This window comes from Streptomyces sp. NPDC048258, from assembly GCF_043201995.1.
Lineage (GTDB): Bacteria > Actinomycetota > Actinomycetes > Streptomycetales > Streptomycetaceae > Streptomyces.
The window spans coordinates 183,925-199,421 of sequence record NZ_JBICZH010000001.1 but is presented as its reverse complement, the minus strand read 5'-3'; the positions used below and the strand labels follow the sequence as shown (position 1 = coordinate 199,421).

The 15,497-nt window shown below is 71.6% G+C and carries 15 protein-coding genes and 1 pseudogene; 8 read left to right on the top strand and 8 right to left on the bottom strand.

Features of this window, described 5'->3' with window-relative positions; all coding sequences use genetic code 11:
- Positions 1-51: 51 nt before the first annotated feature.
- Positions 52-1,623 (bottom strand): APC family permease, encoded by a 1,572-nt coding sequence (locus ACGFYQ_RS00975; protein WP_393738571.1) that lies wholly within the window; start codon positions 1,621-1,623, stop codon positions 52-54.
- Between the two features lie 286 nt (positions 1,624-1,909).
- Between ACGFYQ_RS00975 and ACGFYQ_RS00970 the strand changes: the two genes are divergently transcribed.
- Positions 1,910-2,536 carry a hypothetical protein gene (locus ACGFYQ_RS00970; RefSeq protein ID WP_393738569.1) on the top strand — a complete coding sequence of 209 codons (627 nt, stop codon included), beginning with the start codon at positions 1,910-1,912 and terminating at the stop codon, positions 2,534-2,536.
- A gap of 84 nt (positions 2,537-2,620) precedes the next feature.
- On the opposite strand, the gene ACGFYQ_RS00965 is transcribed toward ACGFYQ_RS00970, so the two are convergent.
- The 5 genes from ACGFYQ_RS00965 to ACGFYQ_RS00945 form a co-directional block, all read right to left on the bottom strand.
- On the bottom strand, positions 2,621-4,087 hold the full coding sequence (locus ACGFYQ_RS00965; RefSeq protein WP_393738567.1) for an aldehyde dehydrogenase family protein: 1,467 nt from the start codon (positions 4,085-4,087) through the stop codon (positions 2,621-2,623).
- Between the two features lie 23 nt (positions 4,088-4,110).
- A complete protein-coding gene (locus tag ACGFYQ_RS00960) occupies positions 4,111-5,850 on the bottom strand; it encodes an amidohydrolase family protein (RefSeq protein WP_393738565.1) in 1,740 nt (579 codons plus the stop codon).
- A 434-nt stretch (positions 5,851-6,284) separates the two neighbouring features.
- The gene (locus ACGFYQ_RS00955; RefSeq protein ID WP_393738563.1) at positions 6,285-7,406 is read right to left on the bottom strand and encodes an LLM class flavin-dependent oxidoreductase; all 1,122 of its coding nucleotides are present in this window, start codon (positions 7,404-7,406) and stop codon (positions 6,285-6,287) included.
- A gap of 107 nt (positions 7,407-7,513) precedes the next feature.
- On the bottom strand, positions 7,514-8,299 hold the full coding sequence (locus ACGFYQ_RS00950; protein WP_393738561.1) for an SDR family NAD(P)-dependent oxidoreductase: 786 nt from the start codon (positions 8,297-8,299) through the stop codon (positions 7,514-7,516).
- An 11-nt stretch (positions 8,300-8,310) separates the two neighbouring features.
- On the bottom strand, positions 8,311-9,258 hold the full coding sequence (locus ACGFYQ_RS00945; RefSeq protein ID WP_393738559.1) for an LLM class F420-dependent oxidoreductase: 948 nt from the start codon (positions 9,256-9,258) through the stop codon (positions 8,311-8,313).
- Between the two features lie 206 nt (positions 9,259-9,464).
- Here ACGFYQ_RS00945 and ACGFYQ_RS00940 point away from each other — a divergent pair, with 206 nt between their 5' ends.
- Entirely contained in the window at positions 9,465-10,379 is a 915-nt protein-coding gene (locus ACGFYQ_RS00940) for a hypothetical protein (RefSeq protein ID WP_393738557.1), read from the top strand.
- 10 nt (positions 10,380-10,389) lie between these two features.
- Positions 10,390-11,055 carry a hypothetical protein gene (locus ACGFYQ_RS00935; protein ID WP_393738555.1) on the top strand — a complete coding sequence of 222 codons (666 nt, stop codon included), beginning with the start codon at positions 10,390-10,392 and terminating at the stop codon, positions 11,053-11,055.
- On the opposite strand, the gene ACGFYQ_RS00930 is transcribed toward ACGFYQ_RS00935, so the two are convergent.
- Together ACGFYQ_RS00930 and ACGFYQ_RS00925 are read right to left on the bottom strand one after the other, a co-directional pair.
- Positions 11,027-11,851 (bottom strand): hypothetical protein, encoded by an 825-nt coding sequence (locus ACGFYQ_RS00930; RefSeq protein WP_393738553.1) that lies wholly within the window; start codon positions 11,849-11,851, stop codon positions 11,027-11,029. The genes ACGFYQ_RS00935 and ACGFYQ_RS00930 overlap by 29 nt on opposite strands.
- Before the next feature lie 26 nt (positions 11,852-11,877).
- Complete coding sequence (locus tag ACGFYQ_RS00925; protein ID WP_393738551.1) at positions 11,878-12,291, bottom strand: sensor histidine kinase; 414 nt, start codon at positions 12,289-12,291, stop codon at positions 11,878-11,880.
- Positions 12,292-12,660: 369 nt separating this feature from the next.
- Between ACGFYQ_RS00925 and ACGFYQ_RS00920 the strand changes: the two genes are divergently transcribed.
- The 5 genes and pseudogenes from ACGFYQ_RS00920 to ACGFYQ_RS00900 all read left to right on the top strand — a co-directional run bounded on the left by ACGFYQ_RS00920 (position 12,661) and on the right by ACGFYQ_RS00900 (position 15,397).
- Positions 12,661-12,864: a hypothetical protein gene (locus ACGFYQ_RS00920; protein WP_393738549.1), complete on the top strand. Its 204-nt coding sequence runs from the start codon at positions 12,661-12,663 to the stop codon at positions 12,862-12,864.
- Complete coding sequence (locus tag ACGFYQ_RS00915) at positions 12,861-13,964, top strand: peptidoglycan-binding protein (protein WP_393738547.1); 1,104 nt, start codon at positions 12,861-12,863, stop codon at positions 13,962-13,964. Before ACGFYQ_RS00920 ends, ACGFYQ_RS00915 begins: the two co-directional genes overlap by 4 nt.
- Before the next feature lie 65 nt (positions 13,965-14,029).
- A pseudogene (locus ACGFYQ_RS00910) lies at positions 14,030-14,464 on the top strand (ABC transporter permease); the annotation flags it as partial.
- A gap of 40 nt (positions 14,465-14,504) precedes the next feature.
- Positions 14,505-14,945 carry an NUDIX hydrolase gene (locus ACGFYQ_RS00905; RefSeq protein ID WP_393738545.1) on the top strand — a complete coding sequence of 147 codons (441 nt, stop codon included), beginning with the start codon at positions 14,505-14,507 and terminating at the stop codon, positions 14,943-14,945.
- Positions 14,946-14,983: 38 nt separating this feature from the next.
- Positions 14,984-15,397, top strand: coding sequence for a hypothetical protein (locus ACGFYQ_RS00900; protein ID WP_393738543.1), 414 nt, complete (start codon positions 14,984-14,986; stop codon positions 15,395-15,397).
- The last annotated feature ends 100 nt before the right edge of the window (positions 15,398-15,497 follow it).

Sequence of the window (15,497 nt, the reverse complement as noted above, 5' to 3'; positions counted from 1 at the left end):
GGGAAGCGATCCGGGGCCGCGGGGATGACTCGGCGGGGGGGAGGGGAGGGGTCAGTCCTCGACCACCAGGGCGGGGGTGGACTTCGTCAGGACCTCGCCGCGGAAGAAGGCCGGGCTGCGGCGTTCGGTGACGAACATGATCACCAGGCCGAGGGCCAGCAGGCCGACGCCGATGACGAAGACGTTGCCGACGCCCAGGCCGGGGATGGTGGAGCCGGAGCCGTAGGAGGGGTCCCAGGCGTCGTACAGGGTCTTGAAGAAGACCGCGGCCAGCAGCAGGCCGCCCAGGACCGGGAAGACGCCCTTGAAGAACAGGTCGCGCGCGGAGCGGCGCAGGTCGCCGCGGAAGTACCAGGCGCAGGCGAAGGCCGTCAGCGAGTAGTAGAAGCAGATCATCAGGCCGAGCGCGAAGATCGTGTCGGTCAGCACGTTCTCGCTGACCAGGGTCATCACGGTGTAGAAGGCGCCGGTGGCGATGCCCGCCACGACCGTGGCGCGGCCCGGGGTCTTGAAGCGCTCGTGGACCTTGGCGTACGAGGGCGGCAGCGCCTCGTAGGCCGACATGGCCAGGACCGTACGGGCCACCGGGATGAACGTGGTCTGCAGGGACGCGGCGGCCGAGGCGAGGACGGCGACGAAGAGCAGGATGCCGAGCACCGGGCCCATCACGGGACCGGCGAGGGCGGCGAAGACGTTGCCGGAGGTCTCCTCGTTGGCGAGGCCCAGGCCCTCGCCGCCGGCGCCGACGGCCATCTGGGCGGCGACGCCGGTGGCCAGGTAGGAGCCGACCAGGACGACCATCGCGATGAGGGAGGCACGGCCCGGGGTCTTGGTGGAGCCGGTGGTCTCCTCGTTGGTGGCCAGGCACGCGTCCCAGCCCCAGTACATGAAGATCGAGAGCGAGAGTCCGGCGGTGAAGGCCGCCATGGACTCGACCGCGAAGGGGTTCATCCAGGACCAGGAGAAGTCCAGGCCGGTGTCGAAGGTGCCGGCGGAGGCCTTCTGGAAGGCCATCGCGACGAATACGGCGAGCACGAGGAGCTGGAGGCCCACCAGTGCGTACTGGACGCCCTTGGTGGCCGTCATACCGCGGTAGCTGATGGCGGTCGCGACGGCGATCAGGGTGAGGCAGGTGGCGATGTGGACGAGCTTGTTGTCGTCCAGGGCCGCGATCGACGGATCGCTCGTGATCTCGCCGGCCAGCAGCCAGAAGTAGGAGGTGGCGACGCCGGCCAGGTTGGAGAGCACGATGATCGTGGCGATCACCAGGCCCCAGCCGCACATCCAGCCGATCCGCGGGCCGAAGGCCTTCACGGTCCAGGTGAAGGAGGTGCCGCAGTCCGGCATGGCCTTGTTGAGCTCGCGGTACGCGAAGGCGACCAGCAGCATCGGGAGGAAGCCGGCCAGGAACACCGCCGGCATCTGGACGCCGACCTCACCGGCCGTGGAGCCGAGGGTCGAGGTCAGGCAGTAGACGGGGGCGACGGTGGAGATGCCGATGACGGCGCTTCCCACCAGTCCGACGGACCCCTTGCCGAGGCCCTTGCCACGCACGTCGCCCTCGCCCGGGGCGACGCCGTTTACCGTGTCTCCGACCTGAGGCCGAACGTCCAGCTGAGTCATGGGTCAGGACGTTAGACGCTGCGTTTTCCACATCTGGAGGACTTAAGTCCGTATCGGGAGACGGTCGAGCGCCTTGGAATCCCGAGATCAAGGCCGTTCATGCACTCGTAATACAAGGTTCACTTACAGATCCAGCCACGGTTCGGCAGGCACTGGAGAGGGCGTTCCGTTATACGGAAACCGCAGCCTTGCCCGTTTCGCACCATTTCAACTTTCCCGTGTGACCGCCGTCACTCTCCACCCGGCGGTTTGCCGTGCACATGATCATCGCCCTAGAGTCCCAGCCGTGCGTATCAAGTCGATGATCACCACTGTCACTGCCGTCACGGCTCTCCTCACCCTCACGGCCTGCGGAGGTGACGGGAGCGAGAACCCGGCGCTCGGCGGCATCAGCGGCGGCAACGAGGGCGTCCCGCAGAAGAACGGCGGGGTCGACGGATCGGCCCCCAAGAGCGGGACGGGCTTCAAGGGGCTGCCCAAGGCGGGGTCCATGGCCGGCGCCGCCCGCCTCATCAACGGATTCACCAAGTGCGACCAGGTCAGCCCCGAGAAGAACTCGAGCGAGGCCCCCGACGCCAAGTACGGAGCGACCTTCTCGGTCACCGAGCGCGGCTACTGCGGACGGCGCAACGCCACCTCCATCTTCATGATCAAGGACGCCAAGGCCTTCCAGACCGCCTACAAGGCCGAGGTCGACAAGGGCGAAGAGGGCAAGAACGTCAACAGCGGGCCCATCATCGGCCAGGACTTCGCCACCGGATCCGAGAGCGAGGAAGCCATGAGCGCCCTCCTCTCCCCGCAGAGCGGGCTGCTCATGCTGAACTGCCACGCGGGGTTCAACCCGCCGAGCGGCTACCGGAAGGAACCCGCCCTGGTGAAGGGCTGCGTCCTCACCGACTACTACAAGGACTGAACCGAGAGGTGGGACGGGGCGGGCCGGGAATCCGCCCCCGCCCCGCCCCGTCCCCTTCGGCCCTCAGCCCTCAGCCCTCAGCCCTCAGCCCGACCAGACGATCGACTGCATCTCGCTGTACGCGTGCAAGGCGTACGAGCCCACGTCCCGGCCCACGCCCGACCGCTTGAAGCCGCCGAACGGCGCCTCCATGTTGCGGCCGATGGTGTTCACGCCCACCCCGCCCGCCCGCAGCCGCCGCGCCACGCGGAACGCGCGTGCCGAGTCCCCGGACCACACGTAGCTGAGCAGGCCGAAGTCGCTGTCGTTGGCCAGCGCGACGGCCTCGTCCTCGCCGCCGTCGAAGGGCACGACCACGACCACCGGGCCGAAGATCTCCTCCCGGACCACGCGCATGTCGTTCGTGCAGTCCACCAGCAGGGTCGGCGCCACGTAGAAACCGCGGCCGTCCCCGACGACCGGGCGCTCGCCGCCGTACGCGATCCGCGCCCCCTCCTTCCGGCCCAGCTCGACGTACGACTCCACGCGGTCCCGGTGCGCCGCCGAGATCACCGGGCCCACCACCGTGCCCCGCTCCCCCGGGGCGCCGACCTTCATGAAGGCCAGGTAGCCGGTCAGCTTCTCGACCAGCTGCTCGTAGACCGACCGGTGCACGATCACCCGGGTCGGAGCCGTGCAGATCTGCCCGGAGTAGAAGGAGAACGTCGTTCCGATCCCCATCACCGCCGCGTCCAGGTCGGCGTCCTCCAGGACGACCGCCGCGCCCTTGCCGCCCAGCTCCATCAGCTGCCGCTTCATCGTCCGGCCGCAGACCTCCGCGATGCGCTGACCGACGCCCGTGGAGCCGGTGAAGGACACCATGTCCACGTACGGGGAGTCCACGGCGGCCTCGCCGACCTCCACCGACTGCCCGCCGACCACGTTCACCACGCCCGCCGGAACCCCGGCCTCCGCAAGTGCCTCGGCCATCTTGAACACCGACAGCGGGTCCTGCGGGGCCGGCTTGACCACCACCGTGTTGCCCATGGCCAGGGCCGGGGCGACCTTGCCCGCCGGGTTCGCCCACGGGTTGTTGTACGAGGTGATGCAGGTGACCACGCCGACCGGCTGGCGCACCTCCAGAGCCCCGAGAACACTCGCCTTCCCCATCGGGCCGGCCTCGGTGACCTGCGGCGGAAGGCCCCGCTCCACCGGTTCCAGGGCGCCCTTCGCGTACCGCCGGAAACGTGCGACCCCGACGCCGACCTGCATCCCGCGCGCGATTCCGGTCGGCGCGCCCGTCTCCGCCCGGGCCAGGGCCGCCCACGGCTCGTACTCCCGCTGGATGATGTCCGCGGCCCGGTCCAGGATCGCCGCCCGCTCCTCCGGCCTCGTACGGGACCACGCGCCGAAGGCCTCGGCCGCGGCGCGCGCCGCCTCCTCGACCTGGGCGCGCGAGGCCTCGGGCGCGAGCCCGACCACCGACTCGTCCGCCGGGTCGATCACCTCGTAGTGGCCGCCGGCGGGTTCCACCCACTCGCCGCCGATGAAGAGCCTCTGCCCTTCGGTCACTTCGGACGCTCCGGTCGCTCCGGTCACCGCGTGCTCACCGTCCTCGTGTCCCGGCCCGACCGGAGCACGATGCCCGGAATCGCGCCCGTCACCTCGTCGTCGCGGATGGTCTCCACGCCGTTGACCCGTACCGAGACGATCCCGATGGCCCGCGCGTCCAGCCGCGGGCTGTCCCCCGGCAGGTCGTGGACCAGCGTCGCCGGGCCGGCCTCGATGCGCTCCGGGTCGAAGAGCACCAGGTCCGCGTGGTAGCCCTCGGCTATGCGGCCGCGCTCGCGCAGCCCGAACAGCTGGGCCGGGTCGTCGGTGAGCATCCGTACCGCCTGCTCCAGCGGCACCAGCTTGCGGCCGCGCAGGCAGTCGCCGAGGAACCGGGTCGTGTACGGGGCCCCGCACATCCGGTCCAGGTGCGCGCCCGCGTCGGAGCCGCCGAGCATGACGTCCTCGTGCTGCCAGGTCTCGGCGCGCAGCGCCCAGCTGGCGGGGTCGTTGTCGGTGGGCATCGGCCAGAGCACCGTGCGCAGGTCGTCGTTGGCGCAGATCTCCACCAGGCACTGGAAGGCGTCCTGGCCGCGCTCCGCCGCGATGTCGTTCACGACGCGGCCGGAGAGGCCCTCGTTCTCCTTGCTGTACGTGTCGCCGATGACGTAGCGGCCGAAGTGGGCGAGGCGGCGGAAGACGCCGGCCTCCTTGCTGTCGGCGCGGCGCAGCATCTCGGCCCGTACGTCCGCGTCGCGCAGCTTCGCGATCCGCTCGGGGACGGGCAGGCCGAGGATCTCGCCCCAGCCGGGGATGAGGTTGAGCGCGCAGAACGTGCCGAGCGACATGTTCATGGGGGTGAGGATCGGCATCGTCAGCGCGACGATGCGGCCGCCGGCCTTGCGGGCGCGTTCGCTCGGGACGAGCTGGCGCGGGACGCGTTCGGGCACCGAGGCGTCGATGGTGAGGACGTTCCAGTTCAGGGGGCGTCCGGCGGCGGCGCTCATCTCGACGAACAGGTCGATCTCCGCGTCGGAGAACTGGTCGAGGCAGCCCGCGACGATCGCCTCCAGCTGGGTGCCCTCGTGTTCGGCGACGGCCTTGGAGAGGGCGAGCAGTTCGGCGGGCTCGGCGTGCCGGGAGGCGACGGGGGCGCCGGAGCCGTCGGAGTGGGTGGAGGACTGGGTGGTGGACAGGCCCCAGGCGCCGGCGTCCATGGCCTCGTGGAAGAGGTCGAGCATCTGCTGGAGCTGCTCGGGGGTCGGCCGGCCGCCGACCGCGTCCGGGCCCATCACGTACCGGCGCAGGGCGCAATGCCCCACCATGAACCCGGCGTTGACGGCGATCCTGCCGTCGAGGGCGTCGAGGTACTCGCCGAAGGTGGACCAGGTCCAGTCGACGCCGTCCTCCAGGGCCTTGAGGGCCATGCCCTCGACCTTGCTCATCATGCGGCGGGTGTAGTCGGCGTCTTCCGGGCGGGCCGGGTTGAGGGGGGCCAGGGTGAAGCCGCAGTTGCCGCCGGCGACGGTGGTGACGCCGTGGTTCATGGAGGGGGTGGCGTACGGGTCCCAGAAGAGCTGGGCGTCGTAGTGCGTGTGGGGGTCGATGAAGCCGGGGGTGAGGACGAGGCCGGTGGCGTCCTCGCTGGTGCGGGCGTCTTCGGTGACGGTGCCGGGGTCGCTTATCGCGACGATCCGGCCCTCGCGTATGCCGACGTCTGCGACGCGGGCGGGGGCGCCGGTGCCGTCCACGACGGTGGCGCCCTTGATCAGGTGGTCGAGCATGACGTCCCTTCTCCGGTGCGATGCGGTCACGCGTGCGGCGCCGCCGCTTGGGTTTGCCTCCGGCGGCGCCTCAAACGCCGGCGGGGCTGGGATCGCCCTTGCGTGCGGCGCCGCTGCTGGGGCTCCGCCCCAGACCCCGCGCCTCAAACGCCGGCGGGGCTGGACCTGCCCCGGCGGGGCTGGATTTGGCTGATGCCGCCCGCCCGGTCGCCCGCAGGGCAATTTCAGCCTCGCCGGCGTTTGAGGCGCGGGGGTCCGGGGGCAGAGCCCCCGCAACGGCGCCGCACCCGCAGGGCGAAGCCCCCGCGCCCCGGCCGGTGGCCGCCCGGCCTGGGCGGGTGCGGGGCGGCGGTCCGGGAAGACGCCGCCCCCGTACTGGGGCCTTGGGGACGGGCCCAGGCTCCGCAGGCCCCGCCCCCTGCCGAAGCCAAGCGCTAAGCGGCCTCGCGGAAGCGCGTCGTGCGGTGGACCGGGTCCGTGTCGATCTCCGGGATCACGTGCTCGCCGAGGAGCTTGATCGTGGTCATCGTGTCCTCGTACGACACCCCGGTCGGCAGGCCGAAGGACAGCTGGTCCGCGCCCGCCTGCTCCCAGCGCTTGCACTGCTGGAGGACCTCCGACGGGTCGCCGCAGATCAACAGCTCCTCGGCGATCAGCAGCTCGATGATCTCCGCGTTGTACTCCGGCAGCAGCTCCGGCCACTGCGGGATGGCCTCCGGCCGCGGGAAGGTGTCGTGGTAGCGGAAGACCAGCGACTGGAAGCGGTTCATGTTGGCGTTGACGGCGATCTCGATCGCCTTGTCGTGGGTCTCGGCGCAGATCGCGGTCGAGGTGACCATGACGTTGTCGTTGACGAAGGCGCCGATGGCCTTCGCCTCCTGGATCGCCGTCTTGTACTGCTCCAGCACCCACTCCATGTCCGAGACCTTCTGGACGCTGAAGCCGAGGACCCCGAGGCCCTTCTTCGCCGCCATCGCGTACGAGGAGGGAGACCCGGCGGCGTACCACATGGCCGGGTGCGCCTTGCCGTACGGCTTGGGGAAGATCTTCCGCGGCGGCAGCGACCAGTGCTTGCCCTGGAACCCCTCGTACTCCTCCTGGAGGAACATCTTGGGGAATTCCGCGATGGTCTCCTCCCAGATCTCCTTCGTGCCGTTCATGTCCTCGATGCCGGGCAGGAACCCGAGGATCTCGTGGCTGCCCGCACCGCGGCCGGTGCCGAACTCGAAGCGGCCCTTGGAGAGGTGGTCGAGCATGGCGACCTTCTCGGCCACCTTCACCGGGTGGTTCACCGGGGCGAGCGGGTTGAAGATGCCGGAGCCGAGGTGTATCCGCTCGGTGGCGTGCGCGAGGTATCCGAGGAACACCTCGTTCGCCGAGAGGTGCGAGTACTCCTCCAGGAAGTGGTGCTCGGAGGCCCAGGCGTACTTGAAGCCCGACTTGTCTGCCTGGATGACGTACTCGGTCTCCTCGATCAGCGCCTTGTGCTCTGCCTCGGGGTCGACCTTGGACCGTGACTCGGCCACGTATCCCTGCACGAAGAGCCCGAATTCCAAGGGGGTTCACCGTCCTTTGATTTCTGACGTTCCGTCAGATTCGATGTCTCGACTGTTCCATCGGCGGGGGCGGAGCGTCAATACCTGACGCTCCATCAGATAGAGCGCTACAGGATGCTGACGCCCGCCATCCAGCCGCCGTCGATGACGAAGGGCTGGCCGGTGATGTACGAGGAGTCCTCGCTCGTCAGGAAGAGGGCGAGCTTCGCGATCTCCTCCGGCTGCCCCACCCGCCCCATCGGCACGACCCGCTTGTACAGCTCCGCCATCGCGTCCCTGGCCTCGTCGGTCATGTTCGCCGGGTCGAGCAGGCCGGGGTTGGCCATCGGGGTGTCCACGGCGCCCGGGCACATCGCGTTGACCCGGATCCCCTTGGCCGCCAGCTCCAGCGCGGCCACCCGGGTCAGGCCGAGGATGGCCGCCTTGGTCGCGGCGTACGTGCCGACGTACGCCATGCCCGTGAGGCCCGTGTACGAGGAGGTGTTGACGATCGTGCCGCCGCCGGCGGCCTCGATCTCGGGGGCCACCGACTTGATGCCGAGGAAGGCACCCACCTGGTTGACCTGGACCACCTGCTGGAACTCCTCCAGCGGGGTCGCGGTCAGCTCGTTGAAGCGCAGGATGCCCGCGTTGTTGACCAGTCCGTCGACCGGGCCGAAGGCCTCCTTCGCGGCGGCGACCGCCCCCGCCCAGTCCTCCTCGCGGCTCACGTCGAGGCGTATGTACCGGGCCCGGTCCTCGCCGATCTCCTTGGCCACGGCGGCGCCCTGCTCGTCCAGCACGTCACCGAGGAGCACCTTGGCGCCCTCGGCGGCGAAGAGGCGGGCCTCCTGCTCGCCCTGGCCGCGTGCGGCGCCGGTGATGATCACGACGCGCCCGTCCAGCTTGCCCATGGTCACGACTCCTAGTCGTCGAGAAGCGGGGCCACCTCGGCCCCGAAAGCGGTGATCTGGTCCACGAGTTCGGCGCGGTCGCGATTGCGGAACCGGACCTGGATCTGGTCGACGCCGAGCGCCTTGTACTCCCGCAGGGACTCCGCGAGCACTTCCGCCTTGCCGGTGAGGGCGCGGCGGCCGGTGTCCCAGCCGGGCTCGCCGACGTACAGCGGCTCGGTGATCGCGCCGAACTCGACGGGCCGGGTGACCCCGGCCGCCTCGCGGAGCTCCTTGATGCGGGCGATCTGCGCCGGGAGCCTGTCGCGCGGGTCGCCCTGCGGGAGCCAGCCGTCACCGCGGACGGCGGCCCGGCGCACGGCGGCGGGCGAGGAGCCGCCGACCCAGACGGGGATGCGCTCCTGGGCCGGCCGCGGCAGCTGGCCGAGGTCCTTGAAGGAGAACAGCTCGCCCTCGAACTCCGGGTACTCCTCGGGGCCGAGGGCCGCGCGCAGCGCGTCGAGGGTCTCGTCGAGGACGGCCCCGCGGCGGGCGAAGTCCACGCCGAGGATCTCGAACTCCTCCTGGACGTGCCCGGCGCCGACGCCGAGGATCAGCCGGCCGCCGGAGAGGTGGTCGAGCGTGGCGTACTGCTTGGCGCTCATCAGCGGGTGGCGCAGGCCGAGGATCGCGACGTGGCTGAGCAGCCGCACGTTCTCGGTGATGCCGGCGAGGAAGGACAGGGTGGCCACCGGGTCGTACCAGACGGTGCTCATGGGCCCGGCGAGCCGGCGCGGGATGGCGACGTGGTCGCAGGTGGCGACGTACCCGAAGCCGGCCCGGTCGGCGGACCGCGCCACCTCGGCGAGATCGGCCGCGGTGGCCGACGCCTCCCAGGGCTCGGCGTAGATGGTGCTCTGCGACTGGACCGGGAGCTGCATCCCGTAGACCAGCCGACCTTCCGGAAACACGCGCGCCATGCCGGACCCGCCTCGCCTTCGCCTGCTTGGAGTGCCGCATCTGTGCATCTGCTGTATCTGCCGCATCTGCCACGTCTGCCACGTCTGCCACGTCTGCCGATTCGTCATATCGGTGCCGGGCCATCGTCGTAGCTGACGGTCCGTCAGGCAAGGGGTCCGACCGGTCCGGCCCCGCCGATGTCGGTGGCGTCCGCTTCAATGCCTGTATGGACGAACAGGAAGAACTCCTCTCGACCGTCCACCACCTGGCCTGGCCGGGCACGGGCGATCTGGCGTGTGAGGAGGCGGGACATCCGGCGGGACACGTGTGTCTGGCACTGTCGGACGAGAACGACCTCGCCGCCCTCCAGGAGGCGCTCGCCGGACGGTACGGACAGCCGCGCAACCTCGCCACGGGCGGGTACGCCGATCCGACCGTGACCGGGCGGACCGGGCTGCCGCTGCTGGCCCCCTTCGGCGAGCGGATCGTGGAGATGCGCGGCTGGGCGCACGCGGGCCGGTGGATCGGCTGCGGCACCGCCCGCTTCGACGACGGCGTACGGCTCGTGGCGCTCGTCGCGGAACGGGAGGACCCGGCGGCGGACCTGGCCGAGGTGACGTCCTGGGTGGACGGGGTCGTCGCCGTCACGGGATGGGACCCGACCCGCGCGCGTACGGTCGACTGGGCGGCGGTCGAAGCCCGGATCGGGACCGCGCTGCCCCACGACTACAAGCGGCTCGCGGAGCTGTTCGGACACGGCGCCTTCGACGGCTACCTCCAACTCCACGTACCCGACGCCCCTTTCAAGAGCGACGACATCGTCCTGCACACCGAGTGGCTGGGCGAGTGGGCCAGGACGCACCGCAGCGGCCTGTGGGAGCCGTACGAGGTGTACCCGGTCCCCGGCGGGCTGCTGGAGTGGGCGGGCTCCGAGCAGGCCGACCAGTTCTACTGGCTCACCGACGGCCCGGACCCCGACCGGTGGCCCATCCTCATGAAGGAGGACATCCCCGACTCGTGGCGGCGGTTCGACGGGACGACCGCCGAGTTCGTCTACTGCCTGCTCACCGACCGGCAGCACCCCTTCTCGACGGCCCGCTACTTCGACATCCACTGGTTCGAGAGCTACGGCACCGCCTAAGGTGCGGCGGATGGACCTGGTGCTCACGCTGGTGAGTGGGATCGCGTGGACGGTCGTGTACGTGGAGGCGATCCGCGTCGGGCTGCGCGACCGGACGTACGCGATGCCCGTCGCCGCACTCGCGCTGAACTTCGCCTGGGAGTCGATCTACGCGGTCCGCGAGTTCACGGCCGGGGCGGCCGGCGTCTCCGCCCAGCGCGTGGTCAACGTGGTGTGGGCGGCGGCCGACGTCGTGATCATCGCCACCTATCTGCGGTTCGGGCGGGCCGAGCTGCCGCGGTTCGTGACCCGTCCGCTCTTCGCCGCCTGGTCGGTCCTGGTGTTCGGCACCGGGTTCGCCGTGCAGGGGCTGTTCCTCGCCCACTTCGGGACGCACGACGCCACCCGCTACTCGGCGTTCCTGCAGAACCTGCTGATGTCGGGCCTGTTCATCGGCCTCTACGCCGCCCGGCAGGGGCCGCGCGGGCAGTCCCTGACCATCGCCGTGGCCAAGTGGCTGGGCACGCTGGCCCCGACCCTGCTGTTCGGCGTGCTGGAGGACTCGCCCTTCATCCTCGGGCTCGGCATCCTGTGCAGCGTCTTCGACCTGGTGTACATCTGGCTGCTGCTCCAGGACCGCCGCCGCCCGACCGGCGCCGGGGCGCCGTTCAGAAGCCTTCCGGACCCATCACGATGACCGGCTTCGCCGCCGGGTCGAGGGTCTCCAGGACCTTGCTCATCGCCTCCTTCGGGATGCCGACGCAGCCCTGGGAGGGGCCGTCGTGGTCCACGTGGAGCCAGATGTTGCCGCCCCTGCCCTCGCCCTCCGGCTTGACCGGGTCGAGGGGCGAGCGGCCGGGCCGGCGGTTGAAGTCGATGGCGACGACGTAGTCGAAGGACCCCGCCAGGGACTCGCCGTTCACCCCGCGCCCCGTGGCGACGAAGGCGCGGTCCTTGTCGTACGGGAGCCGGGTGCCGGGCGGCGCCGCAAGCAGGCCGCCCGCGTCGGTCAGCGCGAACACGCCCTGCGGAGAGGTCAGGTCGCCGTACGTGCGCGCCGTGGCCGTGGACCAGCCCTTCGCGCCGTTGCGGGCCGGCCAGCTCTCGGCGCGGGCCCAGTCGGCGCCGGCCGCGGGCCGGGTGTAGAGCGTGGCGGTGGACTCCGAGGAGTCCGGGGCCTTGCCGGTGACCAGGATGAGCTGGCGGGACTCGGCCGGGATCTTCGCCCGGGTCTGCTCGCTGATGCCGGTCAGGCCCTGGAGGACGTCCCGGTGGGCGTCGCGCGCCGCACGGTCCGCGGCCGGCGGCCGGTGGTCCGTGCGCGCCTGCGGCGCGCTGCCGACGGCCTTCTGGTCGACGGCGTAGACCCAGCCGGCCGCGAAGGTCAGCAGGCCGAGGGTGGCGGCGATGGCCACCCGGCGGGACGCGCCCGACGTCTTACGGGGTCCGGCAGGCGTACGGGGACGGGAGCGGGCTCGGCGGTGCTTGCTCATTGAACCGACCGTACATCAGCCGCTCTTCAGCACGGCTGAACGCTGCCCTGCCGCCGGGAGTCCGGCCGGGACTCCGCCGCCGGGAAACGGACCCGTACCGTCAGGCCCCCGTCCGGCGCCGGGTTGGCCCGCGCGGTCAGCTCCGCCCCGTGCGCCCGCACGATCGAGGCGGTGATCGAGAGTCCCAACCCGGCGCCCTCACCTGCGGTGTGCTGCCGTTCCGCGCTCCGCCGGAAGGGCTCCAGGAGCCTCGGCACATCGGCCGGATCGATCACCGGACCGGTGTTGGACACCCTCAGCTCCCCCTCGGCGGAGGTGGCCAGGGCGACCCGGCCGCCCGCGCGGTTGTGACGTACGGCATTGGTCAGCAGGTTCCGGACCAGGTGGCCGAGCAGGGTCCGGTCTCCCGTGACGGTCAGCGGGGCGAGGGTGCGCTCCACCGTGAGGCCCCGCTGCGGGCAGGCCGCCAGTTCGCGGCGGCCAGTGCCGCGAGGTCCACCGGCCCGGTGGACTCCAGCCCCTCCTCCGACACCGCGAGGAGCAGCAGCGACTCGACCAGGTGCTCGCTGGAGTCCGCGACGCCGATGAGCTTGGCGCGGATGGTGGCGACCCGCTCCGGCGACGGTTCCCCGGCCAGCCCGATCTCGGCCGCGGTGCACCGACGCGGACAACGCCGTGAAGATGCGCCAGTGCCTGCGCGAGCACGGCATGGACGCGCCCGACCCCAAGCCCGGCCAGGACCCGCGCGGGATGACGGTCGGCGGCGGCGTGGACCCGGAGAAGATGCAGGAGGCCATGAGGCCTGCGGGATGGGCGGCCCCGGCTCGGGCAAGGAGCCCACCCAGGAGGAGAAGGACAAGGAGCTCAAGTGGATCCGCTGCATGCGCGAGAACGGGGTCCAGCTCAAGGACACTGAGTACAACGGCGGCATGCGCACCGGCATCGAGGTCCCGCCGGGCCAGGAGAAGGCCTTCGAGGACGCCCAGAAGAAGTGCGAAGCGGCCCGGTCGTGAGGAAGCGCGGGAAGTTGCTGCTGACCTCGCTGGCCGTCGTACTCGCGGCCTCCGGCGGCGGCTACGCGGTGATGGCCGCCCAGCCCGGCGCGCGGGACTCCGCGCGGGAGCAGCGCGGCGACGGCCTGCCGCCGGCCACCGCGCCGGTACAGCGCGGCGACCTCAGCTCGGGCCTCCGGGTGGAGGGCACCCTCGGCTACGCGCAGGAGCGCAAGGTCAACGGGACCGGGCCGGGCGTGCTGACCTGGGTCGCGGGCGAGGGCGCGGCGGTAGAACGGGACGGGCGGCTGTACGAGGTCAACGGCAAGGCGGTGCGGCTCATGTACGGGTCCACGCCGATGTACCGGCCGCTGAAGGCCGGGGACAAGGGCGAGGACGTCAAGCAGCTGAAGCGCAACCTCCAGGCGCTGGGCTACGGGACCGGGCTGGACCCCGAGGACCCCGTCTTCACGGCGGGTACGGCGACGGCGGTCAACCGGTGGCAGAAGGCCCACAAGGCGCCGGAGACGGGCGAGGTCGCCAAGGAGTACATCGCCTTCGCCTCCGGCCCGCAGCGGGTACGGAAGAACGACGCGGCGGTCGGTGACGAACCGGGGCCGGGCAAGCCGGTGATGACGCTGACGGGCACCGAGCGGATCGTCCGGTTCCAGATGGACGCGGCGAAGGCGGGCGCGGCGAAGCCCGGCGACAAGGTCACCGTGCGACTGCCCGGCGGGGCGTCCGCCACCGGAAAGATCGACTCGGTGGGGAACACGGCGGGGCCGGACGGACAGAAGGACGGCGGCTCCGGCGGGGGTGCCGGCGGCGACAAGAAGGCCAAGGTCGAGGTGGTCGTCACCTTCGACGACCCCGCCGCGATCAACGCCCCGGACCAGTCCCCGGTGTCGGTCGGCCTCACCGGCGAGACCCGCAAGGGGGTGCTCTCCGTACCGGTCAACGCGCTGCTGGCGCTGGCCGGCGGGGGCTTCGGCGTCCAGGTCGTGGAGGACGGCAGGGCGCGCGAGGTCGCGGTGGAGCCGGGCATGTTCGGCAACGGCCGGGTCGAGGTGACCGGCGACGCCCTCAAGGAGGGCATGCAGGTGGGGATCCCGAAGCTATGACGCACTCGCATCCCGTGGTCGAACTGACCGGGGTCACCAAGGAGTACCCGGGCGGGGTCGCGGCGGTCACCGACCCGTCGGCGGCGCTCCAGGCGAAGGCGGCCACGGAGGGCGCCTTCAGCACGCTGCTGCTGGGCCTGGGCGGGATCGCCCTGCTGGTGGGCGGGGTCGGAGTCGCCAACACCATGATCATCTCGGTGCTGGAGCGCCGCCACGAGATCGGCCTGCGCCGCTCCCTGGGCGGCACGAAGGGCCAGATCCGGATCCAGTTCGTGACGCAGTCCCTGCTCCTGTCCGGACTCGGCGGCGTGGCGGGCATCGCCCTGGGCGCGGCGGCCACGGCGGTCTACGCCCGGACCGGCGACCTCCCCTGGGTGGTCCCCCTCTGGTCGGTGACCGGCGGCTTCGCGTCCACCCTGGTGATCGGCACCCTGGCCGGCCTCTACCCCGCGGTCCGCGCGGCCCGTCTGTCCCCGACGCTGGCGCTGGCGGCGGCATAACCCATGCCCTTGGGAGGGATCACCGGCGTACGCTGATTCGATGCGAACTCCACGTCACGCAGCGCGCGTTGTCATCCTGTCCCCCGCCGGGTCGGTGTTCCTCTTCCGCGAGGACAACGTGGAGGTCGGCATCCACTGGCTGCCGCCCGGTGGCGGGATGGACCCGGGCGAGAGCCCCGAGGAGTGCGTACGGCGCGAACTCCGCGAGGAGACCGGCTGGACCGACCTGGAGCCCGGGCGGCTGCTGTGCACGTGGGAGCACGACTTCACACACCAGGGGATCCCGGTCCGCCAGCACGAGCACATCTACCTCACGACGGGCCCGCGCCGCGAACCGGTGCTGGAGTACCCCGGCATCCACTGGCAGTGGCTCTCCCCGGAGCGCCTGGCCGCCCTCGGCGAACCGCTGTGGCCGCCGCGCCTGCCGGACCTCCTGGCGAACGCCCCGGCGGAGCCGGTCCACTTGGGGCTGCTGGCGTAGGGAGTGTCCTGCGGATCAGGCCGCGTACCCTCGGCTCCGTGCCCCGCCATCCGAAGAAGCCCCGCCGACTGGTCGCCGACGGGCGCGCGTACCTGTGGACGCTCCGCCACAGCCACCGCGTGGGCGAGGACGGCCGGTCCGCGGACTGCCGCCAGACCCTCACCCTGTACCCGCAGCCGGCCGACGCCGGCGGCCCGCTGCGCATCGTCTTCGCCGACGGGCCCGGCCGGTACGTCCCGGGCGGGGCCCCCTTGGGCTCCGGGGACGTGGGCTTCACCCGGGGCGCGGACCTGAACCTGCACGAGCCGGGCGCCGTCCGGGCCCTGCTCGACGTGGCATTGACCCGGGGGTGGCAGCCGGGGGAGCGGCGGGCGGTCGAGATCGACGGCTGGCCCCTGCTGGAGGCGGCGGCCGCCGCGCGAGCCGGGGAGGCGGAGCGCGCGGGCCCGTAGGGGTGTCCTGTGGACTGTTACGGCAGGGCCCAGGGGGCCCGCGGGCCCGGGGGCGGCGGCCCAAGGGGTGGCGGCCCAAGGGGTAGCTTGGCCCAGGGGG